The following is a 15,349-nucleotide window of genomic DNA, read 5'->3' as shown; positions in this document are numbered from 1 at the left end:
GAGGTTCATGGAGCGGTTACAGTAATCTTACGCTGACTGAGCTATTGGTATTGTCCGATTTGGATGTTTACGCGTTCTTCGATACTGAGTTCGGTATAAGACATCACCGCCCTACCTGAGGTAAAGGTGTTGCACTCAGTTTTTGCTGCCGCCACTGATAAAACCTAACTTTATTAGGATGGCAACAATGAAACCAGCGTCAAGCCATCCTAATAACAAATTTCAAACACCTCAAACTTGCCCTAACAATGAAATATTTAAAGAAAATTTAAAAAATGCCGATACAGCTATTCTATAGCTATCCCTAGCCAAGGATCGCATTTAACGCAGCAAGGAGCTCAATGTGTCAGCAAACAATCTAACCTTTAGAGATGAACTAAAAATAATGGTAAAGCGCCTCATAACTCACTGGCAAGTTTTCAGTGTTTTTCTAGGTGGACTCGGAACACTAATAGGCTTTTACACGATTTACAAATACACTCAAACAATTGGCCGACCTGATCTGATAGCAGCAATATTCGATGCCAAATCAGCATTATTTTTTTGGCTAATCATAATAACTATTGTAGTCAGCGCATATTTACTAATACTGATAACAACAACCGGAATTTTTGGCCTCACAGCTTCGTTTCTAGATGACAACCACTCGACAAGAGCACGACTGACTTTAATTCTTGCATTGCCAATAGCTTTAGGCATCACCGCACTAATATGGTCTGTATATAAAACGCCTTACCACAACGAAATAACCATCGGACTATCGCTTATAATTTTTTCGATTGTAAACACAGCTTTACTTCATATGAGCTCAACGTTTCGAAATGCTATTAACCGATGGGTTGCATCCAGCGCCTCATCGAATCCAAACAGCAAATTCGTGCGATTTACAGCATTATTTATATTAAACATTCTCATACTTGGCACAATAGTGTCCGCGGTTTTTCCAGCATTACTGATTGTGAAGGCTTATTCCGGGGAAGACACCCCTGAGGCGGCCAATGACCTGATGATAGCCTCCATAGTGTCAGCCTGCGCCATGCTTATACCAGTAATCGCATTCTATCTAACAAATGCGAACTTATTCGTTCGTACCACTTCATTACTAACGACTCTACTAATCGCGCTTTTTATATCTATCGCCATATCACCCGGAGGTTCCTCTTATATCGTTTACCAAGCGGCCTATCTTATGAGTGCACGAGAACAATCGGCATCCTATTTTTTGCTGACTGAAAACTATACGAAAGAAAATTTTGACGAGAAGACTTGGGGCACTGTAGTTATTCAAGACAAAAAGCCAGTCATTGAGGCGTTCCCCCTTTTCTCTTTTGGCGACACCTTGCTTCTTTGTCCCGAAAAATTTTTAAAGACTGAACGTAAGGATTGGCCTAGCAAGTCGCCATATTGCGCTGTCATTAAAAATAGTAAAGCTCAAAGACTGCCAAAAAACAATGAAACCACAAAAATGAGTCCTTTATCAAAAAATCAAGCAGCCGAACAATGAATCAAGCAATTATACATCAACAGAAATTTTAGCTTAAGCTTATATGCAAATGCAATTTCCTTACTTCATTCTTAATTCCACATACAGTTTATAGAGCGCGTGTAATTCGGAGACAAGTTATCTGATTAAATTTAGTCCGCATACTCTGTAGTTCAGACATGAAAGGCCGGCTTGCACCGGCCTTTCTACTACCAAACATAAGCGCGGGCTAAGCCGGCCATTAGGATTAGTGGTTGCGCAAGGTATTGAGTAACACTGTCGGCGTCACAGGTTTACAACTGCTCGCAACACGCACAACCCTCAGCACGCAGTATTCGGAGTACAGGTACCAATTTCTGTACAGCACGATGATCGCCACATTTTCTAACGTCCAATACACCGCCCGTCACTCTCCCCTAAAGCTCCAACCCCACCCCGTCGATACCCTCTGAACAAACACAATCATGGACCGATGAACATGCTTATCTCCCTAAGCCCCACCGCCATTCCCTCTGTCGTCGCCAAGCTCACCCCTTCTGACGTAAAGCTCACGCCACAGCCCATGAGCGACGCCGCGAGGGAGGCGTTGTTGAATGCCAAGCCAATCGTCGTTACTCCTCCCGTCGTATTGCCCCCGACCACCACGGGGCCCATTGAGGTGATCGATACGGTTATCGGCCCTGATCAGTCGCCGGAGTTTCCGCGATTGGCGGCATTGTCCAATAGCCTCAAGGAGCAGATGAAAGGCTCGTTCGAGGACTTCAAGTCTGCGTTGTCGTACTTGTACCCGGATCTGGCCGACAAGAAGTTTGGCTTCACGGTGCAAGAAGATGGCAGCTTGAAAGCGATCAACAGTGCCGGGCAGTTGAGCGATGCCGACATGGAGCGCTTGAACACGCTGCTCAATAGCGCCAGCGAGCTGAAGTCCGTGGCCGTGGCGTATCGCGATTCGGCCATTGATATGGTGAATGCGGATTCCGCGTTTACGGGCAGCTACCTCGGTCAGTACAACCTGACCAAGGAGAACTTTGCCAACACGCTGGACTTGGGAGCGCTGTTGATCCCCAAGACCTCCACCCCGTCCAAGGAGCAGTTTGACGGGATGTTCTTCAATCAAATGGCTGCCAAGGCCGAGCGGGCGACGCCGGAAGTTTTGATAGCGAGAGGCGAAGCCCGTTCGAAGGGTTTTGCTGCCTCTGCCTAATGATTGATCAGGGCTTCTGGCGAAGGTAGTAGTGATCAAATTCGTCGCTTCAACAAGCTGGAAGCCGTGGCGGATGTAAAAGCGGTTTGAGTCGCTTTTCTTGAGGGCGCCGACTCGAACCGCTGTGGCGCTGGCATCAGCCTCGCTCAGTATCTGACGAAGCACTGTCGAGTCGATGCCCTGCCCACTCCTCCCGCGTCATCTCCCAAATCTCCTCCGGGAACCTGCCGCTCACATAGTCGCTTTCTCCCGTCGACACCAATCGCATGCCTTCCTTGAGCGAAACCCGCCGCGATCCTTCGTTCGGCGCGGCCTTGGGGACTTGCATCAGCGGTTGGCCCAACGTTTCAAACCAGAACGCGTTGATCACCACGCAGGCCTCCTGCATGTAGCCGTTGCCTTGCCAGTCCGGGTGCAGCCAGAAACCGCGGTTGTTGCCTGGGGTGGTCATGAGACTGATGCTGCCGATGATCTGATGCGGCGCGGTGTGCAGGCGAATCATCCAGTGCCACTGGGTGCCTTGCTCGGTGGCTGGCAGGGCGACGTCCTGGATGTAACGCAGCGCGCCGTCGGCGGGATAAGGCCAAGGCACACGATTGTTCAAAAAACGTACGATTTCCCAGTGTGGGAAAAGCTGCTGCATGGCGGGAGCATCGGCCAGCTCAAGCGGGGTGAGCAGCAGGCGCTCGGTCTGCAGGGTTGGGGTCATGACGAGGTCCTTATCGTGTAGCCGGATCTAAAGGATGAACGGTCCTTATGGAGGCGATTTTAGGTCGAACTGCTCAACGCGGATCAGGGTCTACCCAGCATCTTTAACATTCGGTATTGATTAACTGTGTCCAGAATTATCACAGACGAGACGCCCGAGCACGTCGTCGATGAGCAGCAAGTCAAATTGTTCGGTTCTCCCAAGGAACGGCTGGATTTTTACAGGCGCGAGATTCATTACGAAACGACCAACCTGTCCAATCGCACCAACGCCTACTTGTCGGCGCAGTCGTTTCTGGTGATCGCCTACGCCTCGTCAATGGCGAACATGAACCCTGACTGGGGGGTGATGTTTACCTTGGTGGTGCCTGCGATGCTGGCGTTGTTGGGGCTGTTTTGCACGATCGCCGCGTGGCCCGGCATCCGGGCGGCGTGCGACATCATCATGCATTGGCATAGCAAGCAGGCGGGGTTGCTGCGCAGCGAGCCGGTCATCGGGCTGACCTATGACGACTCGCCGCTGTTCAGCGACTGGGAGTCCAGCGAGACAGGGCCGAAGAAATCACTGCTGTTTTCCAAGCGCACGCCTTGGCTGTTCAGTTTTTTCTGGCTGTTTCTGGGCAGTTTTGCCGTGTTCGTCCAGTTGCTTGCGCTGGATAACTGATTGCGGTTTCAAGGCACCAGAATGATCTTGTCGCCCCTGCCCTCGTTGACCTCGGCATAACGCGCTGCGCCTTCGCTCAACGGGGATTGGACCAGATCCACCGGTAGCGCCAAGTGCCCTTGGTCGAAGAACTGGCCGAACTGATCGAGCATGGTGGCGCAGGTCGCGCAGTCGTAGAGCAGCGAGTTGATACCCACAACTGATCCCCCTTTGCGGTACAGCGCCAGCGCGGGCAACTGAACATGGCCGTCGACGGGCGCGGCAATGATCGCGATGCGTCCGAACGGTGCAAGCGCAGGCACGGCGGCTGGCAGCCAGAAGCCGGTGGTGTCGAAGATCACCTCGGCGCCCGCTTCAAATGTTTCCTTTACCTGATCGGAAAGCCGCTCGGGTGTGTCGAGCAAAATGCCGTCGAAGCCCTGGCCCTGGAGCGCTTGAAGGTGCTCCGGGCGGCGCACGGCCACCAGCACGTGGGCACCCAGAATCTTGCCCAACGCCATCGCCGCGCTACCCACTGCGCCATTGGCACCGATGACCAGCAAACGCGTTTCGCGCTTCACAAGGCTGCGCTGCAAGGCGTCCCACGCCGTGGTGTAAGGCACGCCGAGGCTCGCCGCCTGTACGAAGCTCAACGCGTGAGGTTTGAGGGCAACGCCTGCGGCCGGCAAGGTGATGTACTCGGCATGCGAGCCATCGCGAAAGAAGCCTGGCTCGCGGCCTGTGCCCCAGACTTCCTGACCGATCAGCGTTTGCGGGCCTCCAGTGACCACGCCAGCAAAGTCGCGACCTGGGATGCGCGGCAGTGTGGTGTAGGGAAAACGGCCCAGCACGTTCTTCACATCGCTGGGGTTGAGGCCGGCGGCTTTCACCTGGATCAGTACTTCGCCGTCCGCAGGCTTAGGGGTTGGCAGTTCGACGTATTCCAGTGCGGCGAGATCGCCGGTTCGGGAGAATTGCAGGGCGTTCATGGGGTGGCCTTTTTAGAGAGAGAAAGACTGAAGTTCAGGAAATCCAGGAAGCCAGCAGGTGCTTGCCCACCGGCCATGCCTGTTCCCCCAGTTGCATGCCCAGCAGACCGACCAGCGCGATGGCGGGCGGTGCGGGTGAGCGGAAATCCAGTGCGCCGTACAGCAGGCCGACGGCCGCACCGATGACGAGGGAAATGAGGTAACTCATGCACAAGCTCCGAAGCGGTAAGCGATGTGCGAGTTTAGGGAAGGTGCCGTATGCAGACCGGCCAAGGGCTTCTGTTTATCGGCCAGATGTGGGCGTTATCGTGATCGGGCTCATGCTCTGTGTGGGCATGCCGCTCGGGACGCTCCGCGTCTCATGGGGTCAGTTCAGAGCGTGTAAACGATCACCGGCTTCTAAATACTGCGACGGCGCGACGCCCAGTTCGCGGCGGAACATGTCGCTGAAGCTGCTGGGCGAATAGCCGAGGGAGCGGGCGATTCGGCTGACGGGCACGGCCTGAATCACTTCGGCCACGGCGGTCGCCAGTTGTACTTGTCTGCGCCATTCGGCGAAGCCCATGCCGAGGGCACTCTGGAACAGGCGCGCAAGGGTGCGCACGCTGGCACCGGCGTTTTCGGCGTGTTGCTCGAACGAGATGTCCAGCGAAGGCTCGCTCATGACCGCCTGACACAGGTTCATCAAGCGCCGATCCGATCCATCCGGCATGGGAATCTTCAGCAAGGAACGACGAGCGCGCTTGAGTTCCAGCAGGCCCAGATTCACCAGCGCGTCGTAATAATCGGCCTCGCGATCACGATCCAGCGCCACCAGATTGAGAATGACCTCGCGCAGCAATCCGCCGACCTCGAAGACCTGCACGGTGCTTTCCAGTGTCTGGGCGATGGCCGGACGCAGGTAGATGTTGCGCATCTCCAGGTCCGACACCACCCGGATCCCGTGTTCGACGCCGGGCGGCAGCCAGACGGCGCGTTGCGGCGGTACGACCAGCGCCTCCAGTGGCGTCTCCACCCACATCACACCCGACATCGCGTACAGCACCTGCCCCCACACATGATGATGCGGCTCGATGAATCGCCCCCGGGGATAGGTGCGCGACAACGGCTGCACGGGAACGGCGGTGTCGGAAAGATCGGGCGGGGCGGCAAGGGCCATAGCGGTGACCGGCTCAAGGATGTGCGCACAGGGTAGCAAAGCCATGCACGCCCGTTGAGCAGCTTGCCCGTCGGCACAAACAAAAATGCCCCGGTCCGGGACCGAGGCATTTGGGGGTACGCTATCCGCTCACGTCATCAGAATACGTTGATTGGATAATCCACGAAGATGCGGGTTTCGTTGCCTTCGTTGTTGTACGCCTGCGCATCGGCAGACACGCGCAAGAACGAGTTACGCAGACGAATCGACAGGTCTTTGGCCGGGCCGCTCTGCACGACGTAGGTCAACTGACTGAAGATTTCGCGCTCGGTGCCGTTGCCACTGCCCACCGTGCCGTCGTCGATGTTGTCGCCGCGCACGTAGGCTGCCTTGTAGCTGAGGCCGGGCGTCACCAGGCCGGAGAGGTCGATGCCGTAGGCGGCCTGCCACGAACGCTCGTCCTTGCCGTTGAAGTCGGACCAGTAGGAGTTGGCCAGGTAAATGGTGTTACCGCCATCGCTGGTGCCGCTGTCGTTGCGATAGCCACCGTAAACGTAGCCAATGTCACCGCTGCTGCGCTGGTGCGCCAGGGTGAAGGTGTGAATGCCCACCGCCCAGGTTGCCGCCAGGCTCCAGATCTTGTTATCACGGGCGTCGCTGTTGGCGAAGTCCTTGTCCAGCGTTGTCTTGTAGCCGTTGAAGTCCAGCGTCAAGGACTGATCCTGCGGCAGGGCAAAGACGTAGTTCAGGTTCACGTACTGCTTCTTGAGCACGTCCTCGTCGTCAGAGGCGTAGAAGGCGGCGGTGAATTCCTTGCTGAACTGGTAGCTGGCACCGTAGACGTTGATGCTTTTCAGATCCCCGCTGTCACGGCCTTCAGCGCTTTTACGCGCTTGCTGGGTGAAGCGGCCGGCAACCAGTTCAAGCCCGTCGATTTCCTTGGAGGAGATCAGGGTGCCGGTGTAGCTTTCCGGCAGCAGTCGGGAGTTGTCGTAGCTCAGCACGGGCAACTGAGGCATCTGGTCGCCGTACTTGATGACGGTGTTGGAAATGCGCGCTTTAACCGCCGCGCCTGCGCGGGCCAGATCATCGGCAGCGTCGCCCTGGCCGTTGTCGCTTTTCTTGAAGAAGTCGATACCGCCGTTACCCGCACGGCCTTTGCCGCCGTCCAGACGAACGCCATACAGCCCGAACGCATCGACGCCCACACCCACGGTGCCTTGGGTAAAACCGGACGAGAACACGCCCATGAAGGCCTGGCCCCATTCGGCCTTGTCTTCCCGGTTGTTCTTGAAGTCGCGATTGATATAGGCGTTTCGCAGGTTGATGGTCAGGCTGCTGTCTTCGACGAACCCTTTTGAATCTGCCTGCCCTTGGGCCATAGCCTGGCCGGCGCTGATGATGCCCAGCGCGAGCAACCCCATACGTGTGTTAAGCATCGGTGTTCCCTTTTTATACGAATTGACACGCGCTGTGGCGACGGCGGAGGCCGTTCAAGGCGTTCAGGTTCCAAACCTGTCAGCCGCACAATGTCATCGCAGTGGACTACAGATGCACGTACATGGCGCAGAGCCACAAGCGGTGGGACGCGAATCCTAGTCCCAGGGCTTGAAGGGTGTCAACGCACAGAAGGGCGAGACAGAGCGCTCGCCAGTCAATCCTTCAACACACTCAGCAACGCCTCAAGCTCGGCATCGTTGAATAAGCCCACCGGATAGCGCTGCAGTAGCATGGCGCGTACGTCCGGTCTTGGTTTCGCTGGCTTGGTCGTCCTCAACCAATCCGCCATCAATTGACGAGCCTCGTTACTGGAACAAGCAGACAACCCACGAGCACGATGCTGGCTCATAACTGCGTTCATAGTGACAACCTCTTAATTCGTGAGGGGCTAAATGTACGGACGCTGTGTGACAGTCACGCTAGGAAAACGGATGAAGCCTGTGTTGATTAAAGATGAGATTTGGATAAACGCTACTCGGTGTTACCCGAAACAAAGCCCATCGAGTGATGGGCTTAGAAGAGCAAGAACAGGACCAATTGGCCAGTATCAGATGTTACTAATCATTACTGACTAGGCCTTGTGAGAAGCAGGCTGCTGCTGGGTCAGGCAGTGAATATTGCCCCCGCCCAGCAGCAATTCCCGACCGGGAACCATCACGACTTCGTGTTCGGGAAACAGCTGTTGCAGGATTTGCCGGGCGTTTTCGTCCATCGGATCGTCAAAACTGGGGGCGATGATACCGCCGTTTACGATCAGGAAATTCACGTAGGAACCGGCCAGGCGCACCGACGGGTTGCGTTCCTGACTGCCATGCACCTGATCGACGCCTGCGCATTCTTCTTCGGTGGCGAATAATGGACCCGGGATCGGCATCTTGTGCACGATAAACGCGCGACCCTGTGCGTCACGGGTGTTTTCCAAAATACTCAACGCGGCGTGGCAGCGTGAGTAGTTGGGGTCTTCGGGATCATCGGTCCAGGCCAGCAACACTTCACCCGGACGGATGTAGCAGCAGAAGTTATCCACATGCCCGTCGGTTTCATCGTTGAACAGACCGTCCGGCAGCCAGACGATCTTGTCCACAGCCAGGCTGTCGCTCAGTACCGTTTCGATCTGCTCGCGGGTCAGGTGCGGGTTGCGATTGCGGTTGAGCAGGCATTCCTCGGTGGTGATCAGGGTGCCTTCGCCATCGACGTGAATAGAGCCGCCTTCCAGCACGAAGCCTTCGGTCACGTAACGTGGGCAGCGTTCGATTTCCATGATCTTGCTGGCCACCTGCGAATCGAGGTTCCACGGCGCGTACAAACCGCCGTCGAAGCCGCCCCAGGCGTTGAAGTCCCAATCTACGCCGCGCACGTCGCCACGGTCATTGACAACGAACGTCGGGCCTGTATCGCGTACCCAGGCGTCGTTATTGCTGATTTCCACGACGCGAATGTTGGGCATGTCCAGGCGCGCACGAGCGTTGTCGTATTGCGCGGCGGACACGGCCACGGTCACCGGCTCGAAACGGGCGATGGCCTTGGCGACGGCAACGTGTGCGGCCTGCGCAGGCTTGCCGCCCAGACGCCAGTTGTCTGGACGCTCCGGCCAGACCATCCAGACCTGAGTCTGCGTAGCCCATTCGGCAGGCATGTGAAAGCCATCGGCGCGCGGCGTGCTGTTGAGTGTGGTCATGTCAGGCGGGACTCCTTTGGGACGTCGAAGGTTTTGATCGTGACCCTACAGACCGGCCATGACAAGTTGAGTGCAGTTTATAACGGATATAAATCCGGATTAGAAGATCATGAAAGCCATTAACTGAGATTTAACGTGATATTTATCGATATTAATCCGCAAAACTTTGAGCCAAACACATCACTCCGTGGGAGCGGGCCGGGCGGCGCTCCGCTTGACCGCGAATGCAGTATTTCAACCGCAGATGCGTCGGATGTACCGGCCTTTTCGCGGACACGTCCGCTCCCACGAAATCGAGTTCAGTGGGTTACAGGTTGTTTGATAAGCGGCGGCTCCTTTGCGATCACGCAAGCTCGCCTAGCACCTTCGACACGCTGTCTACGAAGAAATCCACGCTTTGGCGGGTGGTACACATGGGGGGTTTGATCTTGAGGATGTTCAGGTAGTCACCCGTCGGCTGCATGAAAATGCCCAGCTCACGCAGGCGCTCGCAGAGTTGTGCGGTTTCTTCGCTGGCGGGTTCGAGCGTCCGGCGATCGCGAACGAGCTCGACGCCCAGGTAAAACCCCATGCCATGCACTGCGCCCACCAGTGGATGATCATCGGCCAATGCTTTCAGGCGCGCCTTGAAGTGGTCGCCGATGACGCGCGCGTTGTCCCACAGCTTCTCGTCCTCCATCACATCCAGCACGGCCATGCCGATCCGGCAACTGACCGGGCTGCCGCCTGACGAGGAGAAGAAATAGCCTTCAGCCTCCAGCGCTTCGGCGATCTCGCGGCGGGTGATGACAGCACCCAGCGGATGGCCGTTGCCCATGCCCTTGGCCATGCTGATGATGTCCGGCACCACTCCCTGTTCTTCAAAGCCCCAGAAGTAGTGACCCAAGCGTCCATACCCCACCTGCACTTCATCGGCGATGCACACGCCACCTGCCGCGCGAACCTTTTGGTAGACCTGTTGCAGATACCCCGGCGGCAGAGAAATACCGCCCGCGTTTCCATACACCGGCTCGCAGATGAAGCCTGCAACCTGGCGCTGCTGCCCGGCCAGTTTTTCCAGCACCTGATCGATGCTGCGCACGTACTCCGGCGCACTGTCGGGGCCGCGAAACGGTCCGCGATAAACGTTGGGCGCGGTCACCGGATGCACCCAGTCCGGTCGAGTGCTGAGCGCTTGAGGGTTGTCGGCGATCGAGGTGGAAATCGCATCAGTCGCCACCGACCAGCCGTGATAGGCCTCCAGCACGCTGAGCATGTCGCGTCCGCCGCTGTAGGCCCACGCCAGACGGATCGCCAGGTCATTGGCTTCCGTGCCGCTGTTGACCAGAAACACACGGTCCATACCGTCCGGCGCCAGCGTGAGCAGACGCTCGGAAAATTCGGCAATCGCGGCGTAGTGAAAGCGTGAGTTGGTGTTGAGCAGCGACCATTGGCGGCTCGCCTCGTGGGCCATGCGCGGATGGCCATGCCCCAGCACCGCAACGTTGTTGAGCATGTCCAGGTAGGAGCGGCCCTGCATGTCGATCAAATGGTTGCGCCAGCCGCGTTCGATCTGCGGCGGTGCCTGGTAATAATGCTTTTGCGAACGGGCGAAACTGGCGTCGCGGCGCGCCAGCAAATGGGCCGGGTCTTGCAGCGCAGGGGCATCGCACTCAAACCCAAGCAACGAAGCGGGCGACGGGCAGAAGGTGCGCCAGGCAGCCGCCCACGACGGCGTGGTGAACAACGGCGGGCTGAGTTCGGCGGATGTACACACTTGCAGCAGCAGCGAGCCACCCGCGTGTCCGATCAGGCCGCCTGCACTCACAGCGCCTTGGGACGGCGATTCCGGCATGACGCCCCACAGACGCAGGTTCACGCCCTCGCCTGCCAGCATCACCGCACCGTCGGCCATCAACCGCAGCGCGCCCGCGAAAGGCGCGTGCAATGGCGTTTCAGCCGGGACGTGAAGCTCGACGTGCAAGGCAAAGGTTTCAGGTTCGCTGGCGCTGTCTGGCAGGGTGCGCGACAGACGGTATTCACCGAAACGGCTGACGGCCAGGCCGCTTTCCTCGGCCGCCTCACTGAGCAGGTATTCATCGATACCGCTCTGCTCCCAGTTGCCTGCGACGAAGTGCTCACTGAGCACGCCCAGATCGACCACTGCCGGTTTTATACCTTTCAGGCTGGGCAGCAACGGCGCATACACCGGCTGTGAGGCAGGCGCAGGCGAAACGCCCACCGCCTGCATAATTGCCGCTTCCATCAGCGCCATCGGCACTGAGGTTGCGACGTCGAAGATGTTCCACTCGCCCTCAAGGTTGGCCTGGATATAGGCGTTGTCCGGCTCGACACTGGCCTGCTGTTCGCTGCTGAGTACCAGCACCGCCGAGCGGGCAACAATCAGCGGCCACAGCGCCTGCAACTCTTCAGTCTTGAGCGGGTTGATGGCGTGATAGGCCTTGATCGCCGCCAGTATGTACAGCGGATCGCCCTCGGCATGGTGCAGCAGTGCCGCGCAGGTCACCGACAGATCGGCCACGCGCCAAGTGGTCACCAGGTCGCCGAAGTCGATCAGCCCCTGAAGCTGCCAGTTGCGTTGTTCATCGCGCCGCCAGACCACGTTATGTTCGGTGATATCCAGATGCACCGCCTGAAGCGGCAGCGCCGCAATCAGCGGCAACAGGCGTCGATGCGCCTGCTCGCCAGCCTCGATCACACAGGCCCGAGCGTCTGCGTCTTTGATCACCGGCAACAGGTGTTTGATCAGCGCATAGGCGTGGCGCGGGTCCCATTGCAGAATGCGGTCCAGCCCCGGATGATCGAAATCGGCCAGTGCCCGGTCAACCTTCGCGCACAACTCGCCCAGCGCGATCACGACGTCCCGACCCAGATGCGCGACATGCCCCAGCGACTGCCCGTCGATGAACTCAAGCAGGCGCGCGTGTACGGGCTGCCCGTTAATCTCGACGGATAACAATTGCGCGGTGTCATTTGCGCGTATCACGCCCGGTACGTTCAGCCCTGCGTGTCCGGCCAAGTGCTTGAGCGCGCCATGCTGGGCGTCCAACTCTCGTGTCGAGTAGGCGCCGTGACAAATCTTCAGCACATAGCGCCGCTGCCGCGTATCGAGCAGAAAGTTTCGGTCTTGCTGGCTGCCCAGTGTTTTCAGCGAGCCGCTCAAGCCGTAATGCTGTTCAAGCAGCTGCAATGCCTGTTCGGCACTCACCTCAGGGCAAGGCAGGCTGGATCGACGGATAAGCGTGGCGAGCGGCATGTGGACCTCGGTTTCTTATAAGGGCTGGAACGGCAACGTCAGTGCGGCAACTATAAGGGGATTGGCCCGCCGCCCCCAAATCACCTTCGGCATAAAAACGCGACGTCGGTTTACTGTCGCTCCCAACGACACGAATCAATTTATTTCATGCCCTACTTGCGCGTTTTGGCCGATCCTGTGAGGCACACTCAGACGCTATGCTTCACCACGTCAAACACACATCCAAGGGTGAATTCATGCGAATACTCGTTACCGGAGGCGCAGGTTTTATCGGCTCGGCATTGATTCGGCATTTGGTACGCAACACTGAACACGATGTTCTGAACCTCGACAAGTTGACCTACGCAGGCAACCTCGAGTCATTGCAATCAATTGCCACCGACACCCGCTATGAGTTCGTACAGGCCGATATCTGCGATCAGGCCGCCGTCGGCGCAGTGCTTTCGCGTTTCGAACCACACGCGATCATGCACCTGGCGGCCGAATCCCATGTCGATCGCTCCATCGACGGGCCCGCCGAGTTCATCCAGACCAATATTGTGGGCACCTACAGCCTGCTGGAAGCGACACGCGCTTACTGGCTGAAACGGCCCGAAGCCGAGCGCTCGGCGTTTCGCTTCCATCACATTTCCACTGATGAAGTGTATGGCGACCTGCACGGCGTCGATGACCTTTTCACCGAAACCACGCCTTACGCGCCCAGCTCGCCCTACTCGGCCAGCAAAGCGGCATCCGATCACCTCGTCCGCGCCTGGCATCGCACGTACGGGCTGCCGGTGGTGCTGACCAACTGCTCGAACAACTACGGGCCGTTTCACTTTCCCGAAAAGCTGATCCCGCTGGTGATCCTCAATGCCCTCGCGGGCAAGCCGCTGCCGGTTTACGGCAATGGACTGCAAGTGCGTGACTGGCTGTATGTGGAAGACCACGCCCGGGCGCTGCTCAAGGTTGTGACCGAAGGGGTGATCGGCGAAACCTACAACATCGGCGGCCACAACGAGCAAAAGAACATCGACGTGGTGCGCGGCATCTGTACGTTGCTCGATGAGCTGGCGCCCCAGCGTCCGGCTGGCGTGCAGCAGTACAGTGAGTTGATCACTTACGTCGTCGATCGTCCGGGCCACGACATGCGTTATGCAATCGACGCCAGCAAGATTGAAAAAGAACTGGGCTGGACACCTGAAGAAACCTTCGAGTCCGGGCTGCGTAAAACCGTGAAATGGTACCTCGATAACCTGGACTGGTGCCGCAGGGTTCAGGATGGCAGTTATCAAGGAGAGCGACTGGGCTTCACTGACCATAAGGACCTGATTGCATGACCAAAGGCATCGTTCTGGCCGGGGGCTCCGGCACCCGCCTGCATCCCATCACGCTTGGCCTGTCCAAGCAGTTGCTGCCGATCTACGACAAACCCATGATCTATTACCCGCTGTCGGTGCTGATGCTGGCCGGCATTCGGGAAATCCTGATCATCTCCACCCCGGAGGATTTGCCGCAGTACCGCAAGCTGTTGGGTGATGGCAGCCAGTTCGGTGTGCACTTTCATTACGCCGAACAACCCCGACCGGACGGACTGGCCCAGGCGTTTCTGATTGGCGAGACGTTCATTGGCGACGATTCGGTGTGCCTGATCCTGGGCGACAATATTTTCCACGGCCAGCATTTCAGCGTGCAGTTGCAGCAAGCGGCGGCTCAAAAAAGCGGCGCGACGGTGTTCGGCTATTGGGTCAAGGATCCGGAGCGCTTCGGCGTGATCGACTTCGATGAGACGGGCCGTGCGCTGTCCATCGAAGAGAAGCCCAAAATGCCCAAATCCAGCTATGCGGTAACCGGGCTGTATTTCTACGACAACGAGGTGGTTCAGATCGCCCGAGACGTCAAGCCGTCAGCCCGTGGCGAGCTGGAAATCACCGACGTGAACAACGCGTATCTGCAACGCGGCGACCTGCGGGTGGAGCGTTTCGGCCGTGGCTTCGCGTGGCTGGACACAGGCACTCATGATAGTCTTCTTGACGCCTCGGCCTACGTGCAGACCATCGAACATCGACAAGGTCTGAAAGTTGCCTGCCTTGAGGAAATCGCCTATCAGAACGAATGGATCGACCTTGACCATTTGCTCAGGCGTGCCGACTACTTCGGCAAAACCGGTTACGGTCAGTACCTATTCAAGATCGCAGGGGAAACCACGTGAATGTAATTGCAACACAGCTGCCCGATGTCCTGATTCTGGAACCCAAGGTGTTCGGCGACGAGCGCGGCTTTTTCTACGAAAGCTTCAATGCCAAGGCGTTCAGCGAAGCCACTGGCCTGGACAGGCAGTTCGTGCAGGACAACCACTCGCGCTCGCAAAAAGGCGTGCTGCGTGGTCTGCACTACCAGATCGATAACGCTCAAGGGAAACTGGTACGCGTGACGGTAGGCAAGGTGCTGGACGTTGCGGTGGACATTCGTCGCAGCTCGCCCACCTTCGGTCAGTGGGTAGCGGTTGAGCTGTCTGCCGAGAACGCTCGTCAGTTGTGGGTGCCGGAAGGCTTCGCGCACGGCTTCGTGGTACTGAGCGACCATGCCGAGTTTCTGTACAAGACCACTGATTACTACACGCCGTCGGCAGAGCGGTGCATTCGCTGGGACGACCCGGACCTGGCCATCGACTGGCAGCTTGAAGAGGCCCCACAGCTGTCGGCGAAGGATCAGCAAGGCAAAAGCCTGAAAGAGGCCGAGCTGTTCGCTTGAGCCTTCTGGCAACGGAA

At 57.5% G+C, this 15,349-nt stretch carries 14 protein-coding genes and 1 pseudogene; 6 read left to right on the top strand and 9 right to left on the bottom strand.

The features are described 5' to 3' along the window. Positions 1 to 343 precede the first annotated feature (343 nt). Entirely contained in the window at positions 344 to 1,504 is a 1,161-nt protein-coding gene (locus ALP40_RS07705; RefSeq protein ID WP_122207712.1) for a hypothetical protein, read from the top strand. A 457-nt stretch (positions 1,505 to 1,961) separates the two neighbouring features. Then, positions 1,962 to 2,687, top strand: a complete 726-nt coding sequence (locus ALP40_RS07700) for a hypothetical protein (protein WP_259640688.1) — start codon at positions 1,962 to 1,964, stop codon at positions 2,685 to 2,687. A 7-nt stretch (positions 2,688 to 2,694) separates the two neighbouring features. On the opposite strand, the pseudogene ALP40_RS25785 reads toward ALP40_RS07700, so the two are convergent. Together ALP40_RS25785 and ALP40_RS07690 are read right to left on the bottom strand one after the other, a co-directional pair. After that, a pseudogene (locus tag ALP40_RS25785) lies at positions 2,695 to 2,873 on the bottom strand (GNAT family N-acetyltransferase); the annotation flags it as partial. Further along, a complete protein-coding gene (locus ALP40_RS07690) occupies positions 2,824 to 3,396 on the bottom strand; it encodes a GNAT family N-acetyltransferase (protein ID WP_122207711.1) in 573 nt (190 codons plus the stop codon). The gene ALP40_RS07690 and the pseudogene ALP40_RS25785, both read right to left, overlap by 50 nt. 126 nt (positions 3,397 to 3,522) lie before the next feature. Between ALP40_RS07690 and ALP40_RS07685 the strand changes: the two genes are divergently transcribed. Continuing rightward, positions 3,523 to 4,059 (top strand): hypothetical protein, encoded by a 537-nt coding sequence (locus ALP40_RS07685; RefSeq protein WP_122207710.1) that lies wholly within the window; start codon positions 3,523 to 3,525, stop codon positions 4,057 to 4,059. An 8-nt stretch (positions 4,060 to 4,067) separates the two neighbouring features. Here ALP40_RS07685 and ALP40_RS07680 read toward each other — a convergent pair whose 3' ends face one another. The 7 genes from ALP40_RS07680 to ALP40_RS07650 form a co-directional block, all read right to left on the bottom strand. Then, a complete protein-coding gene (locus ALP40_RS07680; RefSeq protein ID WP_122207709.1) occupies positions 4,068 to 5,027 on the bottom strand; it encodes a zinc-binding alcohol dehydrogenase family protein in 960 nt (319 codons plus the stop codon). A gap of 34 nt (positions 5,028 to 5,061) precedes the next feature. Next, positions 5,062 to 5,235 carry a DUF1427 family protein gene (locus ALP40_RS07675; RefSeq protein WP_122207708.1) on the bottom strand — a complete coding sequence of 58 codons (174 nt, stop codon included), beginning with the start codon at positions 5,233 to 5,235 and terminating at the stop codon, positions 5,062 to 5,064. 159 nt (positions 5,236 to 5,394) lie between these two features. Beyond that, complete coding sequence (locus tag ALP40_RS07670; protein WP_122207707.1) at positions 5,395 to 6,186, bottom strand: helix-turn-helix transcriptional regulator; 792 nt, start codon at positions 6,184 to 6,186, stop codon at positions 5,395 to 5,397. Between the two features lie 137 nt (positions 6,187 to 6,323). Further along, a complete protein-coding gene (locus ALP40_RS07665) occupies positions 6,324 to 7,604 on the bottom strand; it encodes an OprD family porin (protein ID WP_122207706.1) in 1,281 nt (426 codons plus the stop codon). 215 nt (positions 7,605 to 7,819) lie between these two features. Then, the gene (locus ALP40_RS07660) at positions 7,820 to 8,026 is read right to left on the bottom strand and encodes a hypothetical protein (RefSeq protein WP_122207705.1); all 207 of its coding nucleotides are present in this window, start codon (positions 8,024 to 8,026) and stop codon (positions 7,820 to 7,822) included. Between the two features lie 210 nt (positions 8,027 to 8,236). Further along, a complete protein-coding gene (gene aguA, locus ALP40_RS07655) occupies positions 8,237 to 9,343 on the bottom strand; it encodes an agmatine deiminase (protein WP_122207704.1) in 1,107 nt (368 codons plus the stop codon). A gap of 343 nt (positions 9,344 to 9,686) precedes the next feature. After that, positions 9,687 to 12,599: an aminotransferase gene (locus ALP40_RS07650; protein ID WP_122207703.1), complete on the bottom strand. Its 2,913-nt coding sequence runs from the start codon at positions 12,597 to 12,599 to the stop codon at positions 9,687 to 9,689. A gap of 236 nt (positions 12,600 to 12,835) precedes the next feature. Between ALP40_RS07650 and rfbB the strand changes: the two genes are divergently transcribed. From rfbB to rfbC, 3 genes are read left to right on the top strand one after another with little or no spacing between them, the layout of a single operon-like run. After that, the gene (gene rfbB / locus ALP40_RS07645; protein WP_122207713.1) at positions 12,836 to 13,918 is read left to right on the top strand and encodes a dTDP-glucose 4,6-dehydratase; all 1,083 of its coding nucleotides are present in this window, start codon (positions 12,836 to 12,838) and stop codon (positions 13,916 to 13,918) included. Next, on the top strand, positions 13,915 to 14,790 hold the full coding sequence (gene rfbA, locus ALP40_RS07640) for a glucose-1-phosphate thymidylyltransferase RfbA (RefSeq protein WP_122207702.1): 876 nt from the start codon (positions 13,915 to 13,917) through the stop codon (positions 14,788 to 14,790). The genes rfbB and rfbA overlap by 4 nt, the downstream gene beginning before the upstream one ends. Further along, complete coding sequence (gene rfbC, locus ALP40_RS07635) at positions 14,787 to 15,332, top strand: dTDP-4-dehydrorhamnose 3,5-epimerase (RefSeq protein WP_122207701.1); 546 nt, start codon at positions 14,787 to 14,789, stop codon at positions 15,330 to 15,332. Before rfbA ends, rfbC begins: the two co-directional genes overlap by 4 nt. Positions 15,333 to 15,349: the final 17 nt, after the last annotated feature.

This window comes from Pseudomonas viridiflava, assembly GCF_003702045.1.
Taxonomy (GTDB): Bacteria; Pseudomonadota; Gammaproteobacteria; order Pseudomonadales; family Pseudomonadaceae; genus Aquipseudomonas; species Aquipseudomonas viridiflava_C.
Note: the sequence above shows the minus strand (reverse complement) of the source record. Positions and strands in the feature narration are given on the sequence as shown.

Coding starts and splice junctions, on each gene's coding strand:
- ALP40_RS07700 (WP_259640688.1), top strand. CDS start 1,962: ATGCTTATCTCCCTAAGCCCCACCGCCATTCCCTCTGTCGTCGCCAAG.
- ALP40_RS07690 (WP_122207711.1), bottom strand. CDS start 3,396: ATGACCCCAACCCTGCAGACCGAGCGCCTGCTGCTCACCCCGCTTGAG.
- ALP40_RS07680 (WP_122207709.1), bottom strand. CDS start 5,027: ATGAACGCCCTGCAATTCTCCCGAACCGGCGATCTCGCCGCACTGGAA.
- ALP40_RS07675 (WP_122207708.1), bottom strand. CDS start 5,235: ATGAGTTACCTCATTTCCCTCGTCATCGGTGCGGCCGTCGGCCTGCTG.
- ALP40_RS07670 (WP_122207707.1), bottom strand. CDS start 6,186: ATGGCCCTTGCCGCCCCGCCCGATCTTTCCGACACCGCCGTTCCCGTG.
- ALP40_RS07665 (WP_122207706.1), bottom strand. CDS start 7,604: ATGCTTAACACACGTATGGGGTTGCTCGCGCTGGGCATCATCAGCGCC.
- ALP40_RS07660 (WP_122207705.1), bottom strand. CDS start 8,026: ATGAACGCAGTTATGAGCCAGCATCGTGCTCGTGGGTTGTCTGCTTGT.
- aguA (WP_122207704.1), bottom strand. CDS start 9,343: ATGACCACACTCAACAGCACGCCGCGCGCCGATGGCTTTCACATGCCT.
- ALP40_RS07650 (WP_122207703.1), bottom strand. CDS start 12,599: ATGCCGCTCGCCACGCTTATCCGTCGATCCAGCCTGCCTTGCCCTGAG.
- rfbB (WP_122207713.1), top strand. CDS start 12,836: ATGCGAATACTCGTTACCGGAGGCGCAGGTTTTATCGGCTCGGCATTG.
- rfbA (WP_122207702.1), top strand. CDS start 13,915: ATGACCAAAGGCATCGTTCTGGCCGGGGGCTCCGGCACCCGCCTGCAT.